The sequence below is a fragment of the Sporosarcina sp. Y1009 genome (assembly GCF_057669865.1).
In genome coordinates this window covers 150,450-168,337 of the sequence record NZ_JBYHFO010000003.1, presented here as the reverse complement: position 1 = coordinate 168,337, position 17,888 = coordinate 150,450, and the positions used below count along the sequence as shown (strand labels likewise).

At 36.4% G+C, this 17,888-nt stretch carries 18 protein-coding genes; 6 read left to right on the top strand and 12 right to left on the bottom strand.

The genetic code is table 11. The features are described 5' to 3' along the window. Positions 1 to 7 precede the first annotated feature (7 nt). From AC25Y1_RS05305 to AC25Y1_RS05295, 3 genes are all read right to left on the bottom strand, one after another. Positions 8 to 1,576, bottom strand: coding sequence for an extracellular solute-binding protein (locus AC25Y1_RS05305; protein WP_488146908.1), 1,569 nt, complete (start codon positions 1,574 to 1,576; stop codon positions 8 to 10). Positions 1,577 to 1,719: 143 nt separating this feature from the next. Beyond that, a complete protein-coding gene (locus AC25Y1_RS05300; protein ID WP_488146907.1) occupies positions 1,720 to 2,601 on the bottom strand; it encodes a carbohydrate ABC transporter permease in 882 nt (293 codons plus the stop codon). 17 nt (positions 2,602 to 2,618) lie between these two features. Continuing rightward, complete coding sequence (locus AC25Y1_RS05295) at positions 2,619 to 3,500, bottom strand: ABC transporter permease (RefSeq protein WP_488147035.1); 882 nt, start codon at positions 3,498 to 3,500, stop codon at positions 2,619 to 2,621. A 267-nt stretch (positions 3,501 to 3,767) separates the two neighbouring features. Here AC25Y1_RS05295 and AC25Y1_RS05290 point away from each other — a divergent pair, with 267 nt between their 5' ends. The 6 genes from AC25Y1_RS05290 (at position 3,768) to AC25Y1_RS05265 (ending at position 9,878) form a co-directional block, all read left to right on the top strand. Then, the gene (locus AC25Y1_RS05290; protein WP_488146906.1) at positions 3,768 to 4,805 is read left to right on the top strand and encodes a response regulator transcription factor; all 1,038 of its coding nucleotides are present in this window, start codon (positions 3,768 to 3,770) and stop codon (positions 4,803 to 4,805) included. Between the two features lie 13 nt (positions 4,806 to 4,818). After that, the gene (locus AC25Y1_RS05285) at positions 4,819 to 6,594 is read left to right on the top strand and encodes a sensor histidine kinase (protein ID WP_488146905.1); all 1,776 of its coding nucleotides are present in this window, start codon (positions 4,819 to 4,821) and stop codon (positions 6,592 to 6,594) included. A 151-nt stretch (positions 6,595 to 6,745) separates the two neighbouring features. Next, positions 6,746 to 7,063 carry a cupin domain-containing protein gene (locus tag AC25Y1_RS05280; protein ID WP_488147034.1) on the top strand — a complete coding sequence of 106 codons (318 nt, stop codon included), beginning with the start codon at positions 6,746 to 6,748 and terminating at the stop codon, positions 7,061 to 7,063. A 30-nt stretch (positions 7,064 to 7,093) separates the two neighbouring features. Beyond that, positions 7,094 to 7,717 carry a YesL family protein gene (locus AC25Y1_RS05275; protein WP_488146904.1) on the top strand — a complete coding sequence of 208 codons (624 nt, stop codon included), beginning with the start codon at positions 7,094 to 7,096 and terminating at the stop codon, positions 7,715 to 7,717. A 21-nt stretch (positions 7,718 to 7,738) separates the two neighbouring features. After that, the gene (locus tag AC25Y1_RS05270) at positions 7,739 to 8,500 is read left to right on the top strand and encodes an SDR family NAD(P)-dependent oxidoreductase (RefSeq protein WP_488146903.1); all 762 of its coding nucleotides are present in this window, start codon (positions 7,739 to 7,741) and stop codon (positions 8,498 to 8,500) included. 175 nt (positions 8,501 to 8,675) lie between these two features. Further along, positions 8,676 to 9,878, top strand: a complete 1,203-nt coding sequence (locus AC25Y1_RS05265) for an MFS transporter (protein ID WP_488146902.1) — start codon at positions 8,676 to 8,678, stop codon at positions 9,876 to 9,878. Positions 9,879 to 10,152: 274 nt separating this feature from the next. Here the strand turns inward: AC25Y1_RS05265 and AC25Y1_RS05260 are convergent, their stop codons facing one another. The 9 genes from AC25Y1_RS05260 to AC25Y1_RS05220 form a co-directional block, all read right to left on the bottom strand. Beyond that, positions 10,153 to 10,986: a DUF2971 domain-containing protein gene (locus AC25Y1_RS05260; RefSeq protein ID WP_488146901.1), complete on the bottom strand. Its 834-nt coding sequence runs from the start codon at positions 10,984 to 10,986 to the stop codon at positions 10,153 to 10,155. A gap of 440 nt (positions 10,987 to 11,426) precedes the next feature. After that, positions 11,427 to 12,422: a GTPase gene (locus AC25Y1_RS05255; RefSeq protein WP_488146900.1), complete on the bottom strand. Its 996-nt coding sequence runs from the start codon at positions 12,420 to 12,422 to the stop codon at positions 11,427 to 11,429. Between the two features lie 266 nt (positions 12,423 to 12,688). Then, positions 12,689 to 13,147, bottom strand: coding sequence for a PTS sugar transporter subunit IIA (locus tag AC25Y1_RS05250; protein ID WP_488147033.1), 459 nt, complete (start codon positions 13,145 to 13,147; stop codon positions 12,689 to 12,691). A gap of 82 nt (positions 13,148 to 13,229) precedes the next feature. Next, entirely contained in the window at positions 13,230 to 13,520 is a 291-nt protein-coding gene (locus AC25Y1_RS05245; protein ID WP_488146899.1) for a hypothetical protein, read from the bottom strand. Between the two features lie 100 nt (positions 13,521 to 13,620). Continuing rightward, positions 13,621 to 14,283: a deoxyribose-phosphate aldolase gene (deoC, locus tag AC25Y1_RS05240; RefSeq protein WP_488146898.1), complete on the bottom strand. Its 663-nt coding sequence runs from the start codon at positions 14,281 to 14,283 to the stop codon at positions 13,621 to 13,623. 76 nt (positions 14,284 to 14,359) lie between these two features. Beyond that, positions 14,360 to 15,607: a PTS galactitol transporter subunit IIC gene (locus AC25Y1_RS05235; protein ID WP_488146897.1), complete on the bottom strand. Its 1,248-nt coding sequence runs from the start codon at positions 15,605 to 15,607 to the stop codon at positions 14,360 to 14,362. A 27-nt stretch (positions 15,608 to 15,634) separates the two neighbouring features. Then, positions 15,635 to 16,528 (bottom strand): aldo/keto reductase, encoded by an 894-nt coding sequence (locus tag AC25Y1_RS05230; RefSeq protein WP_488146896.1) that lies wholly within the window; start codon positions 16,526 to 16,528, stop codon positions 15,635 to 15,637. Positions 16,529 to 16,575: 47 nt separating this feature from the next. Next, positions 16,576 to 16,863: a PTS sugar transporter subunit IIB gene (locus tag AC25Y1_RS05225; protein WP_488146895.1), complete on the bottom strand. Its 288-nt coding sequence runs from the start codon at positions 16,861 to 16,863 to the stop codon at positions 16,576 to 16,578. Positions 16,864 to 16,930: 67 nt separating this feature from the next. Then, positions 16,931 to 17,863 carry a sugar-binding transcriptional regulator gene (locus AC25Y1_RS05220; RefSeq protein WP_488146894.1) on the bottom strand — a complete coding sequence of 311 codons (933 nt, stop codon included), beginning with the start codon at positions 17,861 to 17,863 and terminating at the stop codon, positions 16,931 to 16,933. Positions 17,864 to 17,888: the final 25 nt, after the last annotated feature.

Here is a 17,888-nt window from a genome sequence, read left to right as displayed (position 1 = left end):
TATTACATCACCAATTTGTTCTTGGTAACTGGACACCATCCTTGTTATTATAACGTTCCGTAGCTTCCTCAATAGCTTGAGTACCGCCTTTACTTAACCATTCTTCAATCACTTTATCATGATGATCAATTGGCTCTTGACCTAAGATGATTTTTGCGGCTCCAGTCATCCAAATATCCGACGGGGTATCACTTCCTGGGCTAATCTCTGGGTTACTACTATATATTTCCAGAGGTGGTGTGAACTGGATACTATCACGGCCTTCATTTTGTAATACTTCATCAAAGACGTGAATCAGCTCCTGGCCTTCCTCAGTTAATTCCAAGATTCCCTCGTTATACGTAGAATCCTTAACCATCCATAACCATCTGTTTAAAAAATGCTGTGCATTTAGTAGATTTGTATCTTCTGGTATTTCGTAATTTACTGTTCCATCGGCGTTCAGCGTATATGTGTCATCCTCAATACCGTAGGTAAATAATCTTTCGGCTTCTTCTGTTAATTGCCAGTCAAAGAATTTAATGATAACTGAAGGATCAACCTCTGTTTCTGCATTAATGAGGAATGAACGTGTAGTACTTCCATACCAATAATATCCGCCTTTCCCATCAGGACCTGTCGGGGAAGGAATAATAGCAACCTCTGCCTCTGGTACATTATTCTGAATTTCCTGTTCCCATGAATTTACCTCTTCGGCGTTCATGGACCAAAGACCAACCTTACCAGATATAATGTTGCTTCGATATTCAGGCTGTTGGGTTGTTAGAAACTCCTGTGATAGAAGTCCCTCTTTGTACAATGTATTATAAAACGTAAGGGCATCCTTTATCTTATCTCCTGCCATGAACTTAGGGACAACCTGGCCTTCATACAGTTCATATTGATATGGAAATGCATCAAAGGCACCGAAGAATGTATCGGAATACTTAAATTTCTCGCGGCCTTGGTAAGGATGTTCAACCCCTAGCTCCTTAAATGCTCGAAGCACTTCTAAATATTCATCTATTGTTTGTGGCACTTCCAATCCAGTTTGTTCAAGTAAATCCATACGAATTGCTGTACCTCGACGAGAAGGATTCGATAGAAAATCTGGAATAGCATAAATTTTTCCGTCATACGTTACAGAGTCCCATGCTTCTTGTGGAATTTTTTCAAGAAGATTTGGACCGTGTTCTGCTATTAAATCGTCAAGCGGTAAGAAAGCATCAGCCTCCACACCACCAGCAAGTTCTGGTCCAAGCACACCACCACTAGCTTGAAGAACATCTGGAACATTATTTGACGTAAGCATTAAGGTCATTCTCTCTACATATTCATTATGTGGGACGAGACGAATCTGAAGATCGGTGTTTGATAACCTTTCCATCTCTTTTACAAATTTATCATCATTTATCTCTGGGTGACTCTCAACATATGGTGTTCCTAATGTCCTCATAGCAATCGAAAAAGAATTATCTGGAGCAGATTCGTTCTCGTTCCCACGCTCGCTTTTACCCTCAGTTTCCTCCGTGCAACCTGCAATGAAAGCTGTTAACATTACCAGAACAAATATAAATAGCCATTTTCTATTCTTCATAATTGATCCTCCCTTGAAATTTTATATCGTAAGCGCTTACATTAGTTAGATTAGCACACTAAAAAACGAAGTGAAGTAGTCTATTTTTAGGTGTCATTGTACTTTTTTTAGAACTTTGAAAAGTTTAAAACATATTTTAATACTCAATCCTTTAAGCTACCAAGCATAAACCCTTTTAAAAAGTGTCGCTGTAGAAATGGGTAGATTAACAGAATCGGTACAGTTGCAATAATAATTGTCGCCATTTTAATTCCCTCAGGTGAAGAGGACATAATCGCTGTATAGAAGTTAGATGTAGGATCAGCTATAAAGGACTCATCTACAATCATTTCTCTTAATTTAATCTGTAATGGGTACAAATTTCTGTTCTCGATGTACATTAGTGCATTAAAGTAGGTGTTCCAATGAAAAACTGCATAGAAAATCCCAAGTGTTGCGAGTGCTGGCTTGGATAGTGGCAAAACTACCTGAAATAAAATTCGTAGCTCACCCATCCCATCAATTCGACTAGCCTCTATTAGCTCTTGTGGAATTTGCATAAAGAAGGATCGCATCACGAATAAATTGAATGCACTGATTGCTGTCGGAAAAATTAATGCCCAAACTGTATCTAGTAAACCTAGTGACTGTACAACAAGGAATGTAGGGATTAATGGCGCAGAGAAAATCATTGTGAACAGAACCATTAATAATAGGAATTTCCGTCCTTTAAGTTCTCTTCTGGATAAAGGATATGCTAAAGATGCAGTAGCGACTAAGTTTATAATTGTCCCGACTACGGTGATAAATATTGTCACCCCAAAGGAGCGCCAAATACTAGCATCTTGGAATACAAAGCTGTAGTTATCCAAGGTAAACTCAACCGGGAGAAAACTAACTCTTCCCTGATCAATTGCAGTAGAACTACTGAATGACTGTGCAAAAACATGAATAAAAGGTAATAGCATAACGATTGAGATAATAATTAGAATGGTCATATTTGAAAATAGAAAGACCTTCCGTGCTTTACTTGTTTTGATAGCCATCGTTTTATCATTCCTTTCTAATATAGACTACTACCTGTTGTTTTCCGACTTAAAAAGTTCGCTCCAACGATTAATATTAACCCTACAACAGATTTAAAAATACCAATTGCAGTGGTATAGCTATATTGGTTATTTAATAAACCTGCCTTGTAAATATATGTATCAAAAATCTCTCCATTTACCCTATTAAATGGGTTTAGAAAAACATCTACCCTTTCAAATCCGAAATCTAGGAAGTTGCCGACTTGGAGTAAAAGTAGCATCATAATTGTCGGGAGCAGTGTCGGTAAGGTAATCTTCAATGTTTGCTGCCAACGATTTGCCCCATCAATTTCAGCAGCTTCATATAATTGTGGATTTATCCCAGCAAGGGCAGCAAGATAAATAATCGTTCCCCAGCCAGTATCTCGCCACATACCTGAGCCGACAATAATGGACCGAATATAGCTTTCATCAGCTAAAAAATATACAGAGTCTACTCCAATTGCATTTAATAATGTATTGATTAATCCAGTAGAAGGGGATAATATCCCAATAAAAACTCCACTAATAATAACCCATGAAAGAAAATGTGGCATGTAAACAACGGTTTGAATGATTCGTTGAGCCAGTACTTTTCGTACCTCATTCAACATAAGCGCTAAAAGAATTGGTGCTGTAAAGCCAAAAATCAAATCGTAAAAATTGATTAGTAATGTATTCTTTAGGATGCGCAGGAAGTCGGAGTATTGAAACATCTTTTCAAATTGAGCCCATCCAACCCATGGGCTACCCCAAAACCCTTTAAAAATGTTGTAATCTTGAAAAGCAATAACAGATCCTATCATTGGAATATATTTAAAAACAACAAAGAATAATATCCCTGGAAGCGCAATAAAGTAAAGTGCTTTATGCTTCATAATTGCTGCCCATGTTTTTTTCACATCGATTCCTCCCTTTCTTATAACCTTAAACTTAGTCTAGGGAATGAAAGCGTTTTCATCTATGGGATAGATTTTGGAGGATATGTGTTTTTTTTAGCCTGTTCAATAAAATTCCAAATCGTTTGCTAAGAAATTCACGATCGTATTTATAGTATTTTTAAGATTTAGACATAATCGACAAATTGTTATACAATCAATAACAACGATTAACAACGTTTTTATTTTCGTAGGAGGGGTGTTGGAATGAAGGTTTTAATTATTGAAGATGAGCCAATGACACGGCTAAAATTAAAGAAAATGCTGAAAACCATTCACGAAAGCTTTAAACCACAGTCGATTATAGAGGTAGATTATGCTGAGGATGCCATTCCCTATCTCAAGAAAACACAATTTGATATTATTTTTACAGATATAGAAGGTGGAGAAATGAGTGGACTGGCTTTAATTGAGGGGTGGCGCGGGCAGCAAGCACATGCACAATGGATAATCATATCAGGTTATGATCGTTTTGAATTTGCCCAGCAAGCAATATCCTATGGTGTTAAAGAGTATTTATTAAAACCGATTACAAGACAAACACTTCTTGACACAATTGTCAGCTGTATTGAAGGCTTAAAGGAAAATGAATCCGATTATATTGGTGCCAATGAAATAGAAGAAATCCTGCAACAGCTTGAGCAGTCTATCTGGACTTTGGACGAGCAAGAAGTGATCTATCTGTTCGGTAAATGGCAAGCTAGTTTAGAAGCCAGATCGATTTCAGTTAAATACTATTGTAATATTCTATCTCATATTATGGAAGTCTTATTCCATAGGATTAAAAATAAGGGAAGTCAATTATTACAAGCTTTTCAGTGGGAAATAAATGGCACGAGTAAGAATTTAGCAAATCAAATGTTTCTAGACAAATGTAGAGAGATTATCAAAATACTAGAGCATAAACGAAGAGGTAATGAAATCGACCCTATTCAAACTGCAAAAGAATTTATCGCTGAAAATATTGAAACGGAAATTAGTTTGAATGAGGTAGCTGCTAAGCTCGGGCTGAATGCTTCTTATTTTAGTCAGTTATTTAAGAAAGAAACCGGGGAAACGTTTGTGAAATATCGAATTGGACTGCGAATGGAAAAGGCAAAAGAATTATTACTGCGAAAGGATATAAGAGTTATTGATATTCCTTACTATATTGGACTAAATGACCACCCACACTTTACAAAAACATTTAAAAAATATACAGGAGAAACCCCATCAGAGTTTCGTAAAAAAATGGGAGTGAATTAGTTTCATGTATCGATTGAATATTCAACAAAGACTCTTACTCTATTTCTCTATTGTTATTCTTGTAGCAATTACATTGATTACTTGGCTCATTTATAGCCATACTGCAAATGAAATAAGAGAACAATCCAAAGTAAATTTAGAGTACATTGTAGAAAATGCCAGTTATCAGACAGATATCTTCATTCAAAATATGGAGCTTGCTACACTACCTTTACTCATGAACAAAGAGGTTAAAGGACTTCTTGATTCATCAGTAGATAATCATTTTGATAAGTACTATTATTCAAGGGAAATAAAAAAAGAAATGCATCAAGTTATGGTGGAAAATCAACATATTAATCTTATCTATCTATTAGCAGAAACGGGTCAATACGTTTTGTCAGGTGATTATTATATTAGTGGAGAAGACCCACTTGCCTCAAAAAATCTGTATAATGCAGAAGTTCGAAACACACCAGAAAAAGGGAAAATAAGCATACTATCTAATGAAAGTACTTACAATAATAAAAATGTTATCAGTATAGTGCGTAGAGTTAGAGGAAACTTGTCATTTGTACCAAATGGAATTTTAGGGATTGAGATCGATGCCTCCTCACTAGAGAATCTATGGAATATCGCTCAATTTAAAAATGGCACCTCATTATGGATTTTCGATAAAGATGGAAGGATTGTCTATCATCCAGATAAAAACTGGTTAGGCAAATATATAGGAGAGGATTTTCATTCAAAATTTAAGGATGAAACAGTAAAAACTTTTATGGATGATTGGGAAGGAGAAGAGATGGGATTTTATTTTAACCAATCCCCTCAAACAGAATGGACATTAGTTGCAATGCAACCGACAGATGTAATTTTTGAGCCCATCTCAAGTATTCAAAATACGGCAATTATTGCTATTATTACTTCACTGTTCGTTGCACTTCTTATCTCCTTTGCATTTGCAAAAGATATTGTTTCTCCATTGCGAAAGGTCCAGCAAGGAATGAAAAAACTAGAAGTAGGAGAATGGGAACAGATTAAGCCTTTAAAAGGAACGGACGAGATAAGCAGTGTTGTCTCGAGCTATAACAAAATGGTTACGGAGCTAGCAAATCTCGTTGATAATTTATATGAATCAGAGCTTAAAAATAAAGCTGTTCTACTAGAGAAAAAGCATATTGAGCTTCAAGCATTGCAATCACAAATTAACCCACATTTTTTACATAATACCTTGGAAACAATAAGTTCTTACGCAGTAATAAACGATGCGGAAGAAATATCAGATATGGCTTCAGCATTATCAAAAATGTTTCGTTATTCCTTGCGTAATTTAGAAGTGGTGACAGTAGATAGCGAAATTGAACATGTGAAAAATTTTATGATTGTCATGGAGCATCGCTTTCAAAAAAAGTTACATGTCATTTATGATATTGCTCCTGAAGCGCACGATGCAGAAGTGGTAAAGCTTTCCTTACAGCCAATTGTTGAGAATGCATTTCAACACGGGTTACGAAAACTTCGCTATGAAGGCACCATTACGATCCGTGCTAGAAAGAGAAGCAATTTTCTAGTTATCCAAATTATTGATAATGGAAGTGGCATCTCCCCTGAGCGATTGAATGAAATTCAAACTATGTTAGATAAAAATGAAGTCCGTGGAAATATGGGAATAGGTTTAAGTAATGTGAGCAGGAGAATTCAGCTTATTTTTGGTGAAGAGTATGAATTAAAGGTAACTTCTAAACAAGGGGCTGGAACTATAGTGGAGATGGAAATTCCAATAATAGAATATGATTCTTTAGGGAGATAAGTATTTAAGAGTATGGATTAGCCGGGCCTTAGTTATTATTATTCTCTCTCCTACCAAAAAAAAACGATAACAATACAAAAATAAACGAAGCAATTATGATACATCCTTTGCTAAGATTGACTTGAACATCATCTTCAATCCTGAAAGGAGTATGAATATGATTGGTAAATGGGAGAACGCAGAACCGGGGATAGTAAGAAAGATATTTCCCCCTGGAAAAAGTGTAATGATGATGGAAGTTCACTTTGAGAAAGGGGCTGAAGGGTTAAAGCATAGTCATTCAAATGAACAATTAACCTACTGTCTTCAAGGTAAATTTCATTTTACGATTGATGGAGAGGACCAGATTGTAAAAGCTGGTGAGACATTAGTTATCCCGAGTAACAAGAAACATGGAGTAATAGCTTTAGAAAAAGGGATTCTAATCGATACATTCACACCAATTCGCAAGGATCTACTAGGATTATAGTTTAATTTATTTTTGTAGGGAGCGAATCAATTGGAGCAGATAATGGGACGTTTTTCAGTCATTAGCGAATGGATCTACCTACTTTTAATTATACAGCTACTCTGGCTTGTTGGTACTGTAATTGGTTTGGGTCTATTTGGTATCATCCCTTCAACCTTAGCTATGTTTGCCGTATTTAGAAAGCGCTTACAGGATGGAGACGTTAACATCTTCAAGACCTTTTGGAATTCCTATCGAACCATGATTTTTAAAAGCCAATTAACGGGTTTGTTTTGGATATTAATTGGGCTATTTCTTTACTATGACATTCGTATTTTGTTTAATTATCAAAACACATTTAGCTTTATTATTGGGGCAATTTTGATAAGTATTCTATTAATCTATTTATTAGCAACTATGATTCTTATGCCGATGAATGTTCATTATGAGATGACTCGTTCGAATCGAGTACGCTTATCAGTAATGATTGCCATTACGATGCCGCACATTTCAATCGGGCTAACATTAAGTACGATTTTAGTTTATTTCATTGCTACATATATTCCAATTTTATTTTTACTTTGCGGGATAAGCTTAGCAGCACTTCTCTATATGAAGTGTTCCCAAAACGCATTTCTAAAGGTAGAAGCAACTGGATATATTAGAAACTTATAAAATAATGGGAGGATGGATAGAATGATAAATTTAAATTCAAAAAAGGCACTTGTCACTGGTGGAGGAACTGGAATTGGTAGAGGGATTGCGTTAGCGTTAGCAAAAGCTGGAGCCGATGTTATCGTTCATTATGGTCAAAACAAAGATGGAGCAGATGAGGTTGTTAAGGAAATATTGGATTTGGGAAGAAATGCGATTGCTATTCAAGCAGACGTACTAGAAGAAGAAGACATAAAAAACCTAATGGCTGAGGCAGCGAGCTACTTTCATAATAAAATAGATATTTTAGTAAATAACGCTGGGCATTTAGTAGAGCGGGCTACGATAGAAGAAATGAGTACGGAGCTATGGCATAAAGTAATGGACGTCAATGTGACTAGTACTTTCCTAGTTACAAAGCATGCACTTCCATTACTGAAAGAAGCGGGTGGAAGGATCGTAAACATGTCATCCTTAGCTGCTCATAATGGTGGTGGGCCTGGTGCGTCTGCATATGCAGCTTCAAAGGGAGCCGTAATGACATTTACTAAGGCTCTAGCAAAGGAGTTAGCTGGATACGAAATCAATGTAAACGCTGTATCACCGGGCTTTATTGATAATACACCTTTCCATCTAACATTCAATACTCCAGAAGGCAGAGAAAACGCTGTGAAATCAATTCCAGTCGGTCGCGGAGGAGAATCTGCGGATGTGGCTGGGGCAGTGCTATACCTAGTTTCTGATTTAGGCAACTTTATTACAGGTGAAACGATTGAAATAAATGGCGGTATGTTTATGAGATAATAGAGTGAAACTTCTTCCATCAGCGGGGGTCATTCCCCCGACTGACGGTTAGTTTGTGCCTACAATTTTCAATTTCCCCCCACTTCCAATTCTCCGTTTCCTTCGAAGTCTCTTCTCGTTTAGGATTAATAGCCAATTAATGCGGAATACATATTGTTAAACGAAAGGACAACATATGAAATTGCTACAGAATTATAAAGATTTTCCAGCCGCGTTATGGATATTACTTATTAATACGCTAATGATGGCACTTGGTTTTTACATGATTATTCCACTTTTGGCTGTTCACCTATTAGAAAACCTGGTCCTATCTGCAACAGTAGTTGGACTTATCATAGGGGTTCGTAGCTTTTTCCAACAAGCATTTCAACTGTGGGGCGGTATAATTTCCGATCGGATTGGTTATAAATTATTAATTTGTATCGGTGTTCTCATCCGTTCTATTGGCTTTATCATGTTTGGTCTAGTCGACAACATCCCAGGTCTTTTATTTGCTGCAATCCTTTCAGGCCTTGGTGGCGCATTGTTTCATCCATCAAGCTATGGGCTCTACACGGTACTATCAACACCCAATAATCGCTCTATTATTTATTCAACTAGAGATATGCTAAGTAATGTAGGTTTTATTGTTGGTCCAGTAGTTGGTGCATTTTTGTTGAAAATAGACTTTCAAATCATTTGCTTGGTTTCTGGCATTATGTTTATCCTTGTCCTCATTGTGAGTATCATTGGATTACCCTCCTCTAAGCCAGAGCCAGATAGTACTCATCCGACGGTATTAGAAGATTTACAAGAAATCGTAACGAATCAAAGATTCATGACGTTTACAATCTTAATGATTTTTGTTTGGTTCCTTTTTTCACAATTGTACATTGCAGTTCCAATAAAAATGGATTGGCTCGGTATAGATAATAATATTGGCTATATTTATAGTTCAGGTGCGTTTGTCATTGTCTTCTTCCAGGTTCCACTAATCAACTTTTTAACCAATCGATTCTCTTCTCTTTTTCTAATTGCCTTAGGTTGTTTCTTTCTAACACTAGGCTTATTTTTTATAGGAATAACACCAAATGTTATTGGTATTTACCTTGGTGTTATCATATTTGCTTTCGGTCAAATGTTTCTTCAGCCTATGATTAGCAAGGAAATTTCCGAAGTAGCTTCAATTTCACTTACTGCATCGTATTTTGGTTTTAACGGCTTAGCACTAGCAATTGGAGGACTCGTAGGAAGTTTATTGGGTGGTGTGCTCTATGATCTCGGCGGCACAGTTAATAAAATGATTCCATGGACTGTGTTTATTCTAGTCGGGATAATAACGGTTATTGTAATTCTAGCGAAGGAGAAAAGAAGTAGAGTGGTTAATAATATAGATTAAGATTAAGATTAAAAATGGTGCATTATACCAAGGTATTGTTATTGAAAAGAGCGCATTCCCCATGACAGAGACTGCGCTTTTCCATATCGTTTATTCCCTTAAGCGCCTCGTCCCAAATATCATATGCCATCACAATTCGACAAATGAGGAAGGAATCCTTCTTTTCATACTCCACTAAAGCCAGCAGTTAGTTGCGTATCAAAAAAGAACGCCCCTTATTAAGACATTTTCACTTAATATCTATTCAATTTTTGAAACGTGCTATAAATGAATACTAATAGACTAAATTATCATATAGTCTGGATTGTTTAACTGGAATTTCAGATAAATCATATTTACTTAATATTGATTCTACCAAAGGTTTTAACCAACCTGGTGCTGACGGAGCAATGTATATTTCTTCAATCATTTTAGAAATATCTACTGAAATATTCGATCCACCTTCATGGTCCAATTTTGTCGTCCCTTCATATCTTTCATTCATAGTCTCCCAAGCGTTCAAATTTCCGCCATCCTCAATAATTGGATCAGCAAACACTACCAACCTTAATTCATTCTCATGACTAAAAGATTTTCTTTTATAGAACAGCGTCTCAAATACATTGTTACTAGCCATATCCTTTTCGTAATCAATATATTGTACTTTTCCAGCATAGGTTCGGAATCTACTATCCGTAATACTCATACTCAATTTTTTATAATTTGTTTTAATAGCTATTCCATCTACTGCAGACAAATACAAATCCCACATAGCGGCTGATTCAGAGTCGTTCATATGCCAACAAATAACTGCCGCATGTTCATTTAATTCCTGCACATAGTCCCTAAGCGTATAGTCATCATCAAAAATATTCATTTGGATAATATTCTCTAAATCGTATTTAGAGAAACTTCCCTCGTACGGATCAACAAAATATTTTGGTTTTGAAAAGAACAGAGTTCCCGAGTCTATCATACTCAAAAACTTTGTAAAGTCCATATATCTCCACAGTGAGGGGATTTCATTTGTTTGTAACCTATATTCTTGATTATACCCATACATCGAATCAAATTCGTGCAATTCATTTCCGATATAATAATCCGTACTAATTTTCGTTTTAATAGCCATTCCCTCCTAATATTTTCATCTATCATAATACTATACACTAGGAAAGGATTCGCTTTTACTGCTTCAAATATTTTTCTTCACTCGTAACCTACACCGCAATACTCCCAGTTAGTTGAGTATCATTAATTTGTCGTCGGGTGAACGAGCGTCGATTGATGTTAGCAAGTTGAAGAAGGCTAATTGTCCAAGCTGTTCCGCGAATCCGTCCTATCCATTTCTCTCAGCCCAAGATACTTGCGGGAAAGGGCCAGTAGAACGAGTCGTCATAGAACTTCATAATTAAAAATAAAAATAACCTCCTGTATACTAGTATCATGCAAGTTTGCGTATGGCTACTATACAAAAAGTTATTCTATTTTTCTATTTATATTGGCACTCAGGTTGCAAAGCCTTACGCTATTCTCTTCAATAGCTGGCTCTTTATTAAGCAATCTGGCTTCCTACTTTTTATTCAAAAACATCTTATAAATCGGGGCCAGTGCTTCTGAAGTCAGCTCGATGTTGTTTTCATGTGCATATTTTACAGCATAGCCCAGTGCTAGGGTCATTCCGCCTGCAACACTTGCGCCTACAACCGTCCCTGCCCCAGGTACAATTTTTACAATTTGACGGAAAATAGTTTTCCCTATGTTCCCCGTAATTGTTGCGAGAATTAACTCTTTCGCATTATCTTTGGAAATTGGCTTACCATATAATGTGGACAAGCGTAACATAAGACCTACTTGCAGTGTGGTCAACGGAACAAAATCAGCACCTGGGATTGGTATTGCGCCAATTGTAGCCGCCGAAGCCCCGGCCGCCAAAATCCACTTATTAGCTGTGCGGGATTTATCCGCCATATGCTTTCCCATTTTGATATCTTTTCCCACAATCACTAATAATTTCAAAATTTCATCTTGCAACATACCAAAGTTTTCGCCGGTTTTGGAAGATACCGGGGCAACTGCGTAATCATAATTCGTATGATCCTGTATGTATTTCACTAAACCTCCAATATCCTCGGCTGCGTCAATCTTATTCAAAACAAAAATGATTGCTTTATTGCTTTTGGCAATTTTTTTAAAAGAAGCTAACTCCGTTTCAGATAAAACCGTTCCGGCCGCATTTAAGAAAAATAACACAATATCTGCTTTTTTATAATACTCCATGGTCACCGCTGAATGCTCACTTTGAATATCATCCAATCCCGGTGTATCGACAAATACGATTTGGTCTTTATAGATATACTTCTTGACGTCCTTCGTTTCTCCAGGCTTCGCACCAACTGCGGCAACCTCCTCGCCCATCAAGCGGTTAATCGTAGATGATTTCCCTGCATTTACATCACCAATCATGGCTATTAAAATTTCACCCTTTAATTGCTCATTTATTTCTTCTGTCTGCGCATCAAAAATCCGATCGAACTCTACATCTGAGATCGTGTCATGGTTTTCCATTTACATCCGCCTCCTCTTATGCTTTTCCTCTTTGTTTATCGCAAGGATACCATATACCTAGAACAATACATACTCTTTCCATTCGTAAAGGATATCCCCAATAATTAAGGTCCTTTAGATAAATAAACCAAAATAAATAATGGTTCTGGAATAAAAATCAAAAAAAGAATTCGACAATTTTATAAGTTTGTCGAACCCCCTTTTAATTTTTATGCAATTATTTTTTGCTATTAATTCTTTTTGTAGTGAGTCGTCGACGTAATTCATTAACCAAGTTCTGAGTTTAATATATTTACGATATTTGCTTTATCCTTTTCAGAAACAATATATTCCAACAGCTTTGCATCCTGAATGATGCCCATCATCTTTTGTAATAATTCAAGTTGAGATTCGGCTTCATCCATAGCTAACATAAATACTAACTTGACTGGGACAGTATCTCCGCTCCCGCCCATCATAGAAAAGTCTACAGGTTCTTCTAGAATACCAACACTAATTGTTTTCTTGATGACATGCTCAATATCTGTATGAGGTATTGCAACTTGGACACCTGCAGTAGGAAGGCCAGTCGGATATGATTTTTCTCTTTCCATGACGGCAACTGGAAAGGTCTCTTTAACATATCCATTCTTCAACAAGTTCCTTGCCATAACCTCCAACACTTCATCTTTAGTACTTACATCTAGATTTTGTAGGATATTGGATTCACGCAGTATTAGCTTCACCAACAGTTCTCCCTCCTCACTATTTCTGCTAAAGTGGCGTTTCGCGAACTCAATTATTTCCACCTATATTATAAGAGAAATCCTATTGTTTTTGAAGACTTCCAATTTCCTTCAATACTTTTTCTTTCCCCATCCATGGATAGAGTAGCCCCATTCCATCAACAACAGGTAAGGTTGTTGTTAACTGGTTGGTAGCCCCTAAAGTGACGACTAAATCCATGTCTAATTCGAATTTAGTTAAATCTTTATCATTGTAAGTATTTACATATGATGTATGAACCGTAATTCCTTTTGTTTTAAACTCCGATTTTAGCTCATCAGAGATTTTAGTATACTTATTCTCGTTTATACCACCTGCTAGGATAATATTCATGATTAAACTCCTCACTATTAAGATGATAATAGTTTAGTTCCTTTGTATTTTATACGCTGGAACTAAACTATTCATTTTCCTCGAAAAATAATCATTGTTTTTATTTTAATATACTTAATTCGTCCAACATTTCTTGTGTTTTACTGATTCCAATTCGATCGGAGCCTGCTTCTATCATCGCTAAAGCATCACTTAGCGTTTTAATCCCACCGGCGGCTTTAACTTTAACATTATCAGAAACAGTTGCTCTCATTAACTCAATATTTTTGAGTGTTGCCCCTATTGGCGTAAACCCGGTGGATGTTTTAACATAGTGGGCTCCGGCATCTTCTACTAATTTTGATCCAATAACAATTTCTTCATCTGTAAGGTAATCCGTTTCTAAAATCACTTTAACAATTGCAGGACTTGCATCTACAACTGCTTTAATATCTTCTTTGACGCGCTCATATTCCCCACTACGAAGTGCGCCAACGTCAATCACCATATCTATCTCTACCGCACCACGTGCATATGCATCTTTTGTTTCAAATACTTTTGTTTCCGTTGTAGAGATACCATTAGGAAATCCAACAACAGTACCAATATTAACATCTGTACCTTCTAATATTTTTTTCGCCAAATCCAAATTGACAGGATTGATGCAGACAGCTGCACAATTATGATCTCTGGCAAACTCCAAACCTTTTAAAACCTCATCATGAGTTAGATTGGGTTTTAAAAGTGAATGATCAACATGACTTAAAAATTCTGTTTTTTCCATTTCCCTACACTCCCTATTCTAAATTTTAATGTAATTAAATCTTAATCTAGCAGTTTATTAATTTGGGATAGAGTCATTATCTAAACAATGAAAACACTTTTACAAATAACCATGAAATGAAATTTGCTCTATCTAAGTTGCCGATTTGTGTAGCACCATCCGGCATATCGATACCTGCATTAATGGCCATTTGAGTTTCAGCAGGTGATAAATCGGTTGCAAACAACAGTACAAAAGACATGACAACAGTACCAATAATCAGGGATCGAATAATATTCCCTCTAGACAATGCAACTATTAAACAAACAATAAAAGGAATAACTGCAAGATCGGCAAAAGGTAAAACATTATTTCCAGGAATAACAAAAGCTAACAAAATCGTAATAGGTACAAGCAGTAAACCAACTGCAATAACAGAAGGCTCACCTAAAGATATTGCAGCATCCAATCCGATAAAGATTTTTCTGTCGCCAAATTTCTTGTTCAAAAATTCTCTTGCGGCTTCTGAAATTGGGATAAGTCCTTCCATTAGAATAGCAACCATTTTCGGCATTAAATACATAACAGCGGCCATTGCAATCCCGATTTGAAGAATTTCGTTAATAGGTAATGCCGCCAATACGCCTAAACCAATACCAATAATTAAGCCCATAACAAGGGGTTCTCCAAAGACTCCAAATCTTTTCCGAATGGTTTCGGGATTGGCATTCAGTTTATTGATGCCAGGAATTCTGTCCAATAACCAGTTTAATGGTATGATAATCGGTAAAAAACCAAGAGCCGTTAAATGCGGAAACGAGATACCTGGCAATCCAAAATACTTTTCAACGTATGGCTGTGTATAATCTGCCAATACAAACGCTAATGCCGCAATTAATGCAACAGCAGTAAGTCCTAGAGGTAAACTACCTGTTAAAGCCGCTACTGCAGCACCTACAAATGCAAATTGCCAATAATTCCATATATCAACGTTCATTGTTTTCGTCAATTTAAAGGTGAGCATGATTATGTTTACTACCAAAACTAGTGGAATTGATAAAGCTGCTGCCGACCACGCCCAAGTGATAGATGCCATCGCAGGCCAACCTATATCAATAATGGTCAATTCTAATCCCAGGTTTTTCGTCATTTGTTGGGCTGTTGGGCCAAGTTCTGATGTAAGTAAATTGATAACCAAATTAATACCCACAAAACCAACACCGATTAAAATACCAGATCTAAAGGACTTGGAAAAACCCGCTCCCATAATTAATCCAAACACGAAAATGATGATGGGTAACATAACACTAGGACCCAAACTTAAAATCCAATCAAGAACTCCCATACTTCTATCCCCTTTCAAGGGTTTTTCTTAAAGAACCTTATGTCCAATCGATGCTGTCCAGATCATAAACCACTGCTCTCTCGTTAATCGGTAGTTTAATGCCGAAATTGGAGCTTTAACATAATCCAAAATCCCCGAACCAGTAATCGGAATCATACCTGCAGGATGAGAATATAACCAAGCAAAAACGACTTGGGTAATTGAATCTGCACCAATTTCATCTCGTACAACTTCCAGTGTCTCTCTAACACGCCGCTCTCTCTCTGAATCACCAGTGAAGATTCTCCCTCCTGCTAATGGAGACCAAATCATTGGATGTATTTTCTTTTCTATGCATAAATTGATAGCGCCATTTTCAAAGTTTTCAAGTTGTAGCGGTGAAACCTCAACTTGATTCGTCACTAATGGAACTTCTAGATATGTCTCCAACATTCGAAAATCTTGGGGTTTGAAATTTGATACTCCAAAATGCCTTACCTTTCCATCATTTTTTAGTTTCGTGAACGCTTTGCTCACATCTTCCGGATTCATAAATGGATCTGGTCTATGCAATAAAAATAGGTCAATATAATCAGTTTTAAGTTCTTTCAGTGATCTCTCAGCCTGCGAAATAATATACTCTTCACTGGTATCATAATATTTCACTCTTACTGTTTCAGAAGGATACACGATATCGCACTTGGTAATAATCTGCATTTTTTCCCTTAACGATGGGTTTTGTGCCATAGCTTCCCCGAAAATACCTTCAACAGTGTAATTACCATAAATATCTGCATGGTCAAAAGTTGTAATCCCTAAATCCATACATTCTTCAACAAATCTAAAAAGTTCGTTTTTGTTCATACCCCAGTCTTTTAATCGCCATAAACCTAAAACTACCCTCGAAAATTCCAAATCATCCTTAATTTTAATTGTTTCCAATCTCTGTCCCTCCAAGCTAACATTGTAATATATATGGCTAGTTTTAATTAAAGCGAATCCAATACATCTAAAATTTCCTGATCTGTTTTTTCTCTATTTATTCCAGTTAGATAATTAATCGCAAGCACTGAAGGAGTATCCACACTCGATGGAACCTGAGCACTACTAACTATTAAATCAAAATCCCGTGCTCTATTTTCAACTTCAACAATCTTTACCTGCGTAACACTAGCATCGTAGCCACTCTTTTCACATACATCCCTCACTCGGTTTGCAATCACTGTACTTGTTGCAACCCCGCTCCCACAAGAAACCAAAATACGTACCTTCTTCATAATTTCCCTCTCCTTTTCAAAATGTTTTAAAATGAATACGCTTTCAAAAGTTTGGTAGTAAATCAACCTAGGATTCTAATAAAAAATTGGCAGTATCTATATTGGTTATAAGTACATCAATAAAGCCATGTTCCAAAGCCAATTTAGTGGCGAAGTGTTTGTCATTTCCACCCACAACACAAATCTTACAAGGTATACCCTTAAGTTGTTCTTTTGTAATCCCGATACTTCTCTTAGAAATATTAGTATTACATTCATATCCATCCCGATTAATATAAGCGATTGAAACTATGTCGCATTCCGCATTTTCAGCTTTAAATCCATCAATTTCATCTTCCGTAAAATAACCTGATTTAATAATTGTTGGATTAGTTGATAATGGCGAACCAAGACTCAAAATAGCAACATCTGCTGTCGCCGCTTTTTCTAATGCTGATGAAACAAAAGGATTAGAAAGAATTGCACTTTTCTCCTCAAATGTTTCAACCATTGCTGGGGCTAATAAAGGCAATATTTCCCCGCCTGTTTTTTTTGCTAAATTAGATGCGATTTGAGTAGAGTGCAAATCTAACGAACTTCCACCATGCCCTCCGATCATCGGAATAAATAAAAGGTCCAAATCATCTATTCCATCGATATACTTTGAAATATTACTTAAAGTAGTTCCCCAACCGATCGTAATAGTCATTCCCTTTTTTATATGGTATTTTAAAAAATCTGCTGCTGAGGAGGCTAAGATTTCCTTTAAATCGTCTTCATCATCATTTACACAAACAACTGCTTTTTTAATACCAAACTTATTTACAAGCTTCTCCTCAATATCCAAGAAGGCACCATCATAATTGACTTTGATAGATACTACTCCTTCATCTCTAGCTTTCTGCAGTAGTCTGGAAATCGACATTCTTGAAATCCCTATTTGATTGGCAATCTTTTGTTGTGTCATATTTAACTCGTAATACATATGACAAACCTGAATCATTAACCTTTTATTTTCCATTTAATGAAGTACTCACCCTTTCGAA

What these genes read in the sequence shown, in the direction of transcription:
- AC25Y1_RS05305 (WP_488146908.1), bottom strand. Translation starts at nt 1,576, where the DNA reads ATGAAGAATAGAAAATGGCTATTTATATTTGTTCTGGTAATGTTAACA.
- AC25Y1_RS05300 (WP_488146907.1), bottom strand. Translation starts at nt 2,601, where the DNA reads ATGGCTATCAAAACAAGTAAAGCACGGAAGGTCTTTCTATTTTCAAAT.
- AC25Y1_RS05295 (WP_488147035.1), bottom strand. Translation starts at nt 3,500, where the DNA reads ATGAAGCATAAAGCACTTTACTTTATTGCGCTTCCAGGGATATTATTC.
- AC25Y1_RS05290 (WP_488146906.1), top strand. Translation starts at nt 3,768, where the DNA reads ATGAAGGTTTTAATTATTGAAGATGAGCCAATGACACGGCTAAAATTA.
- AC25Y1_RS05280 (WP_488147034.1), top strand. Translation starts at nt 6,746, where the DNA reads ATGAATATGATTGGTAAATGGGAGAACGCAGAACCGGGGATAGTAAGA.
- AC25Y1_RS05270 (WP_488146903.1), top strand. Translation starts at nt 7,739, where the DNA reads ATGATAAATTTAAATTCAAAAAAGGCACTTGTCACTGGTGGAGGAACT.
- AC25Y1_RS05265 (WP_488146902.1), top strand. Translation starts at nt 8,676, where the DNA reads ATGAAATTGCTACAGAATTATAAAGATTTTCCAGCCGCGTTATGGATA.
- AC25Y1_RS05260 (WP_488146901.1), bottom strand. Translation starts at nt 10,986, where the DNA reads ATGGCTATTAAAACGAAAATTAGTACGGATTATTATATCGGAAATGAA.
- AC25Y1_RS05255 (WP_488146900.1), bottom strand. Translation starts at nt 12,422, where the DNA reads ATGGAAAACCATGACACGATCTCAGATGTAGAGTTCGATCGGATTTTT.
- AC25Y1_RS05245 (WP_488146899.1), bottom strand. Translation starts at nt 13,520, where the DNA reads ATGAATATTATCCTAGCAGGTGGTATAAACGAGAATAAGTATACTAAA.
- deoC (WP_488146898.1), bottom strand. Translation starts at nt 14,283, where the DNA reads ATGGAAAAAACAGAATTTTTAAGTCATGTTGATCATTCACTTTTAAAA.
- AC25Y1_RS05235 (WP_488146897.1), bottom strand. Translation starts at nt 15,607, where the DNA reads ATGGGAGTTCTTGATTGGATTTTAAGTTTGGGTCCTAGTGTTATGTTA.
- AC25Y1_RS05225 (WP_488146895.1), bottom strand. Translation starts at nt 16,863, where the DNA reads ATGAAGAAGGTACGTATTTTGGTTTCTTGTGGGAGCGGGGTTGCAACA.
- AC25Y1_RS05220 (WP_488146894.1), bottom strand. Translation starts at nt 17,863, where the DNA reads ATGGAAAATAAAAGGTTAATGATTCAGGTTTGTCATATGTATTACGAG.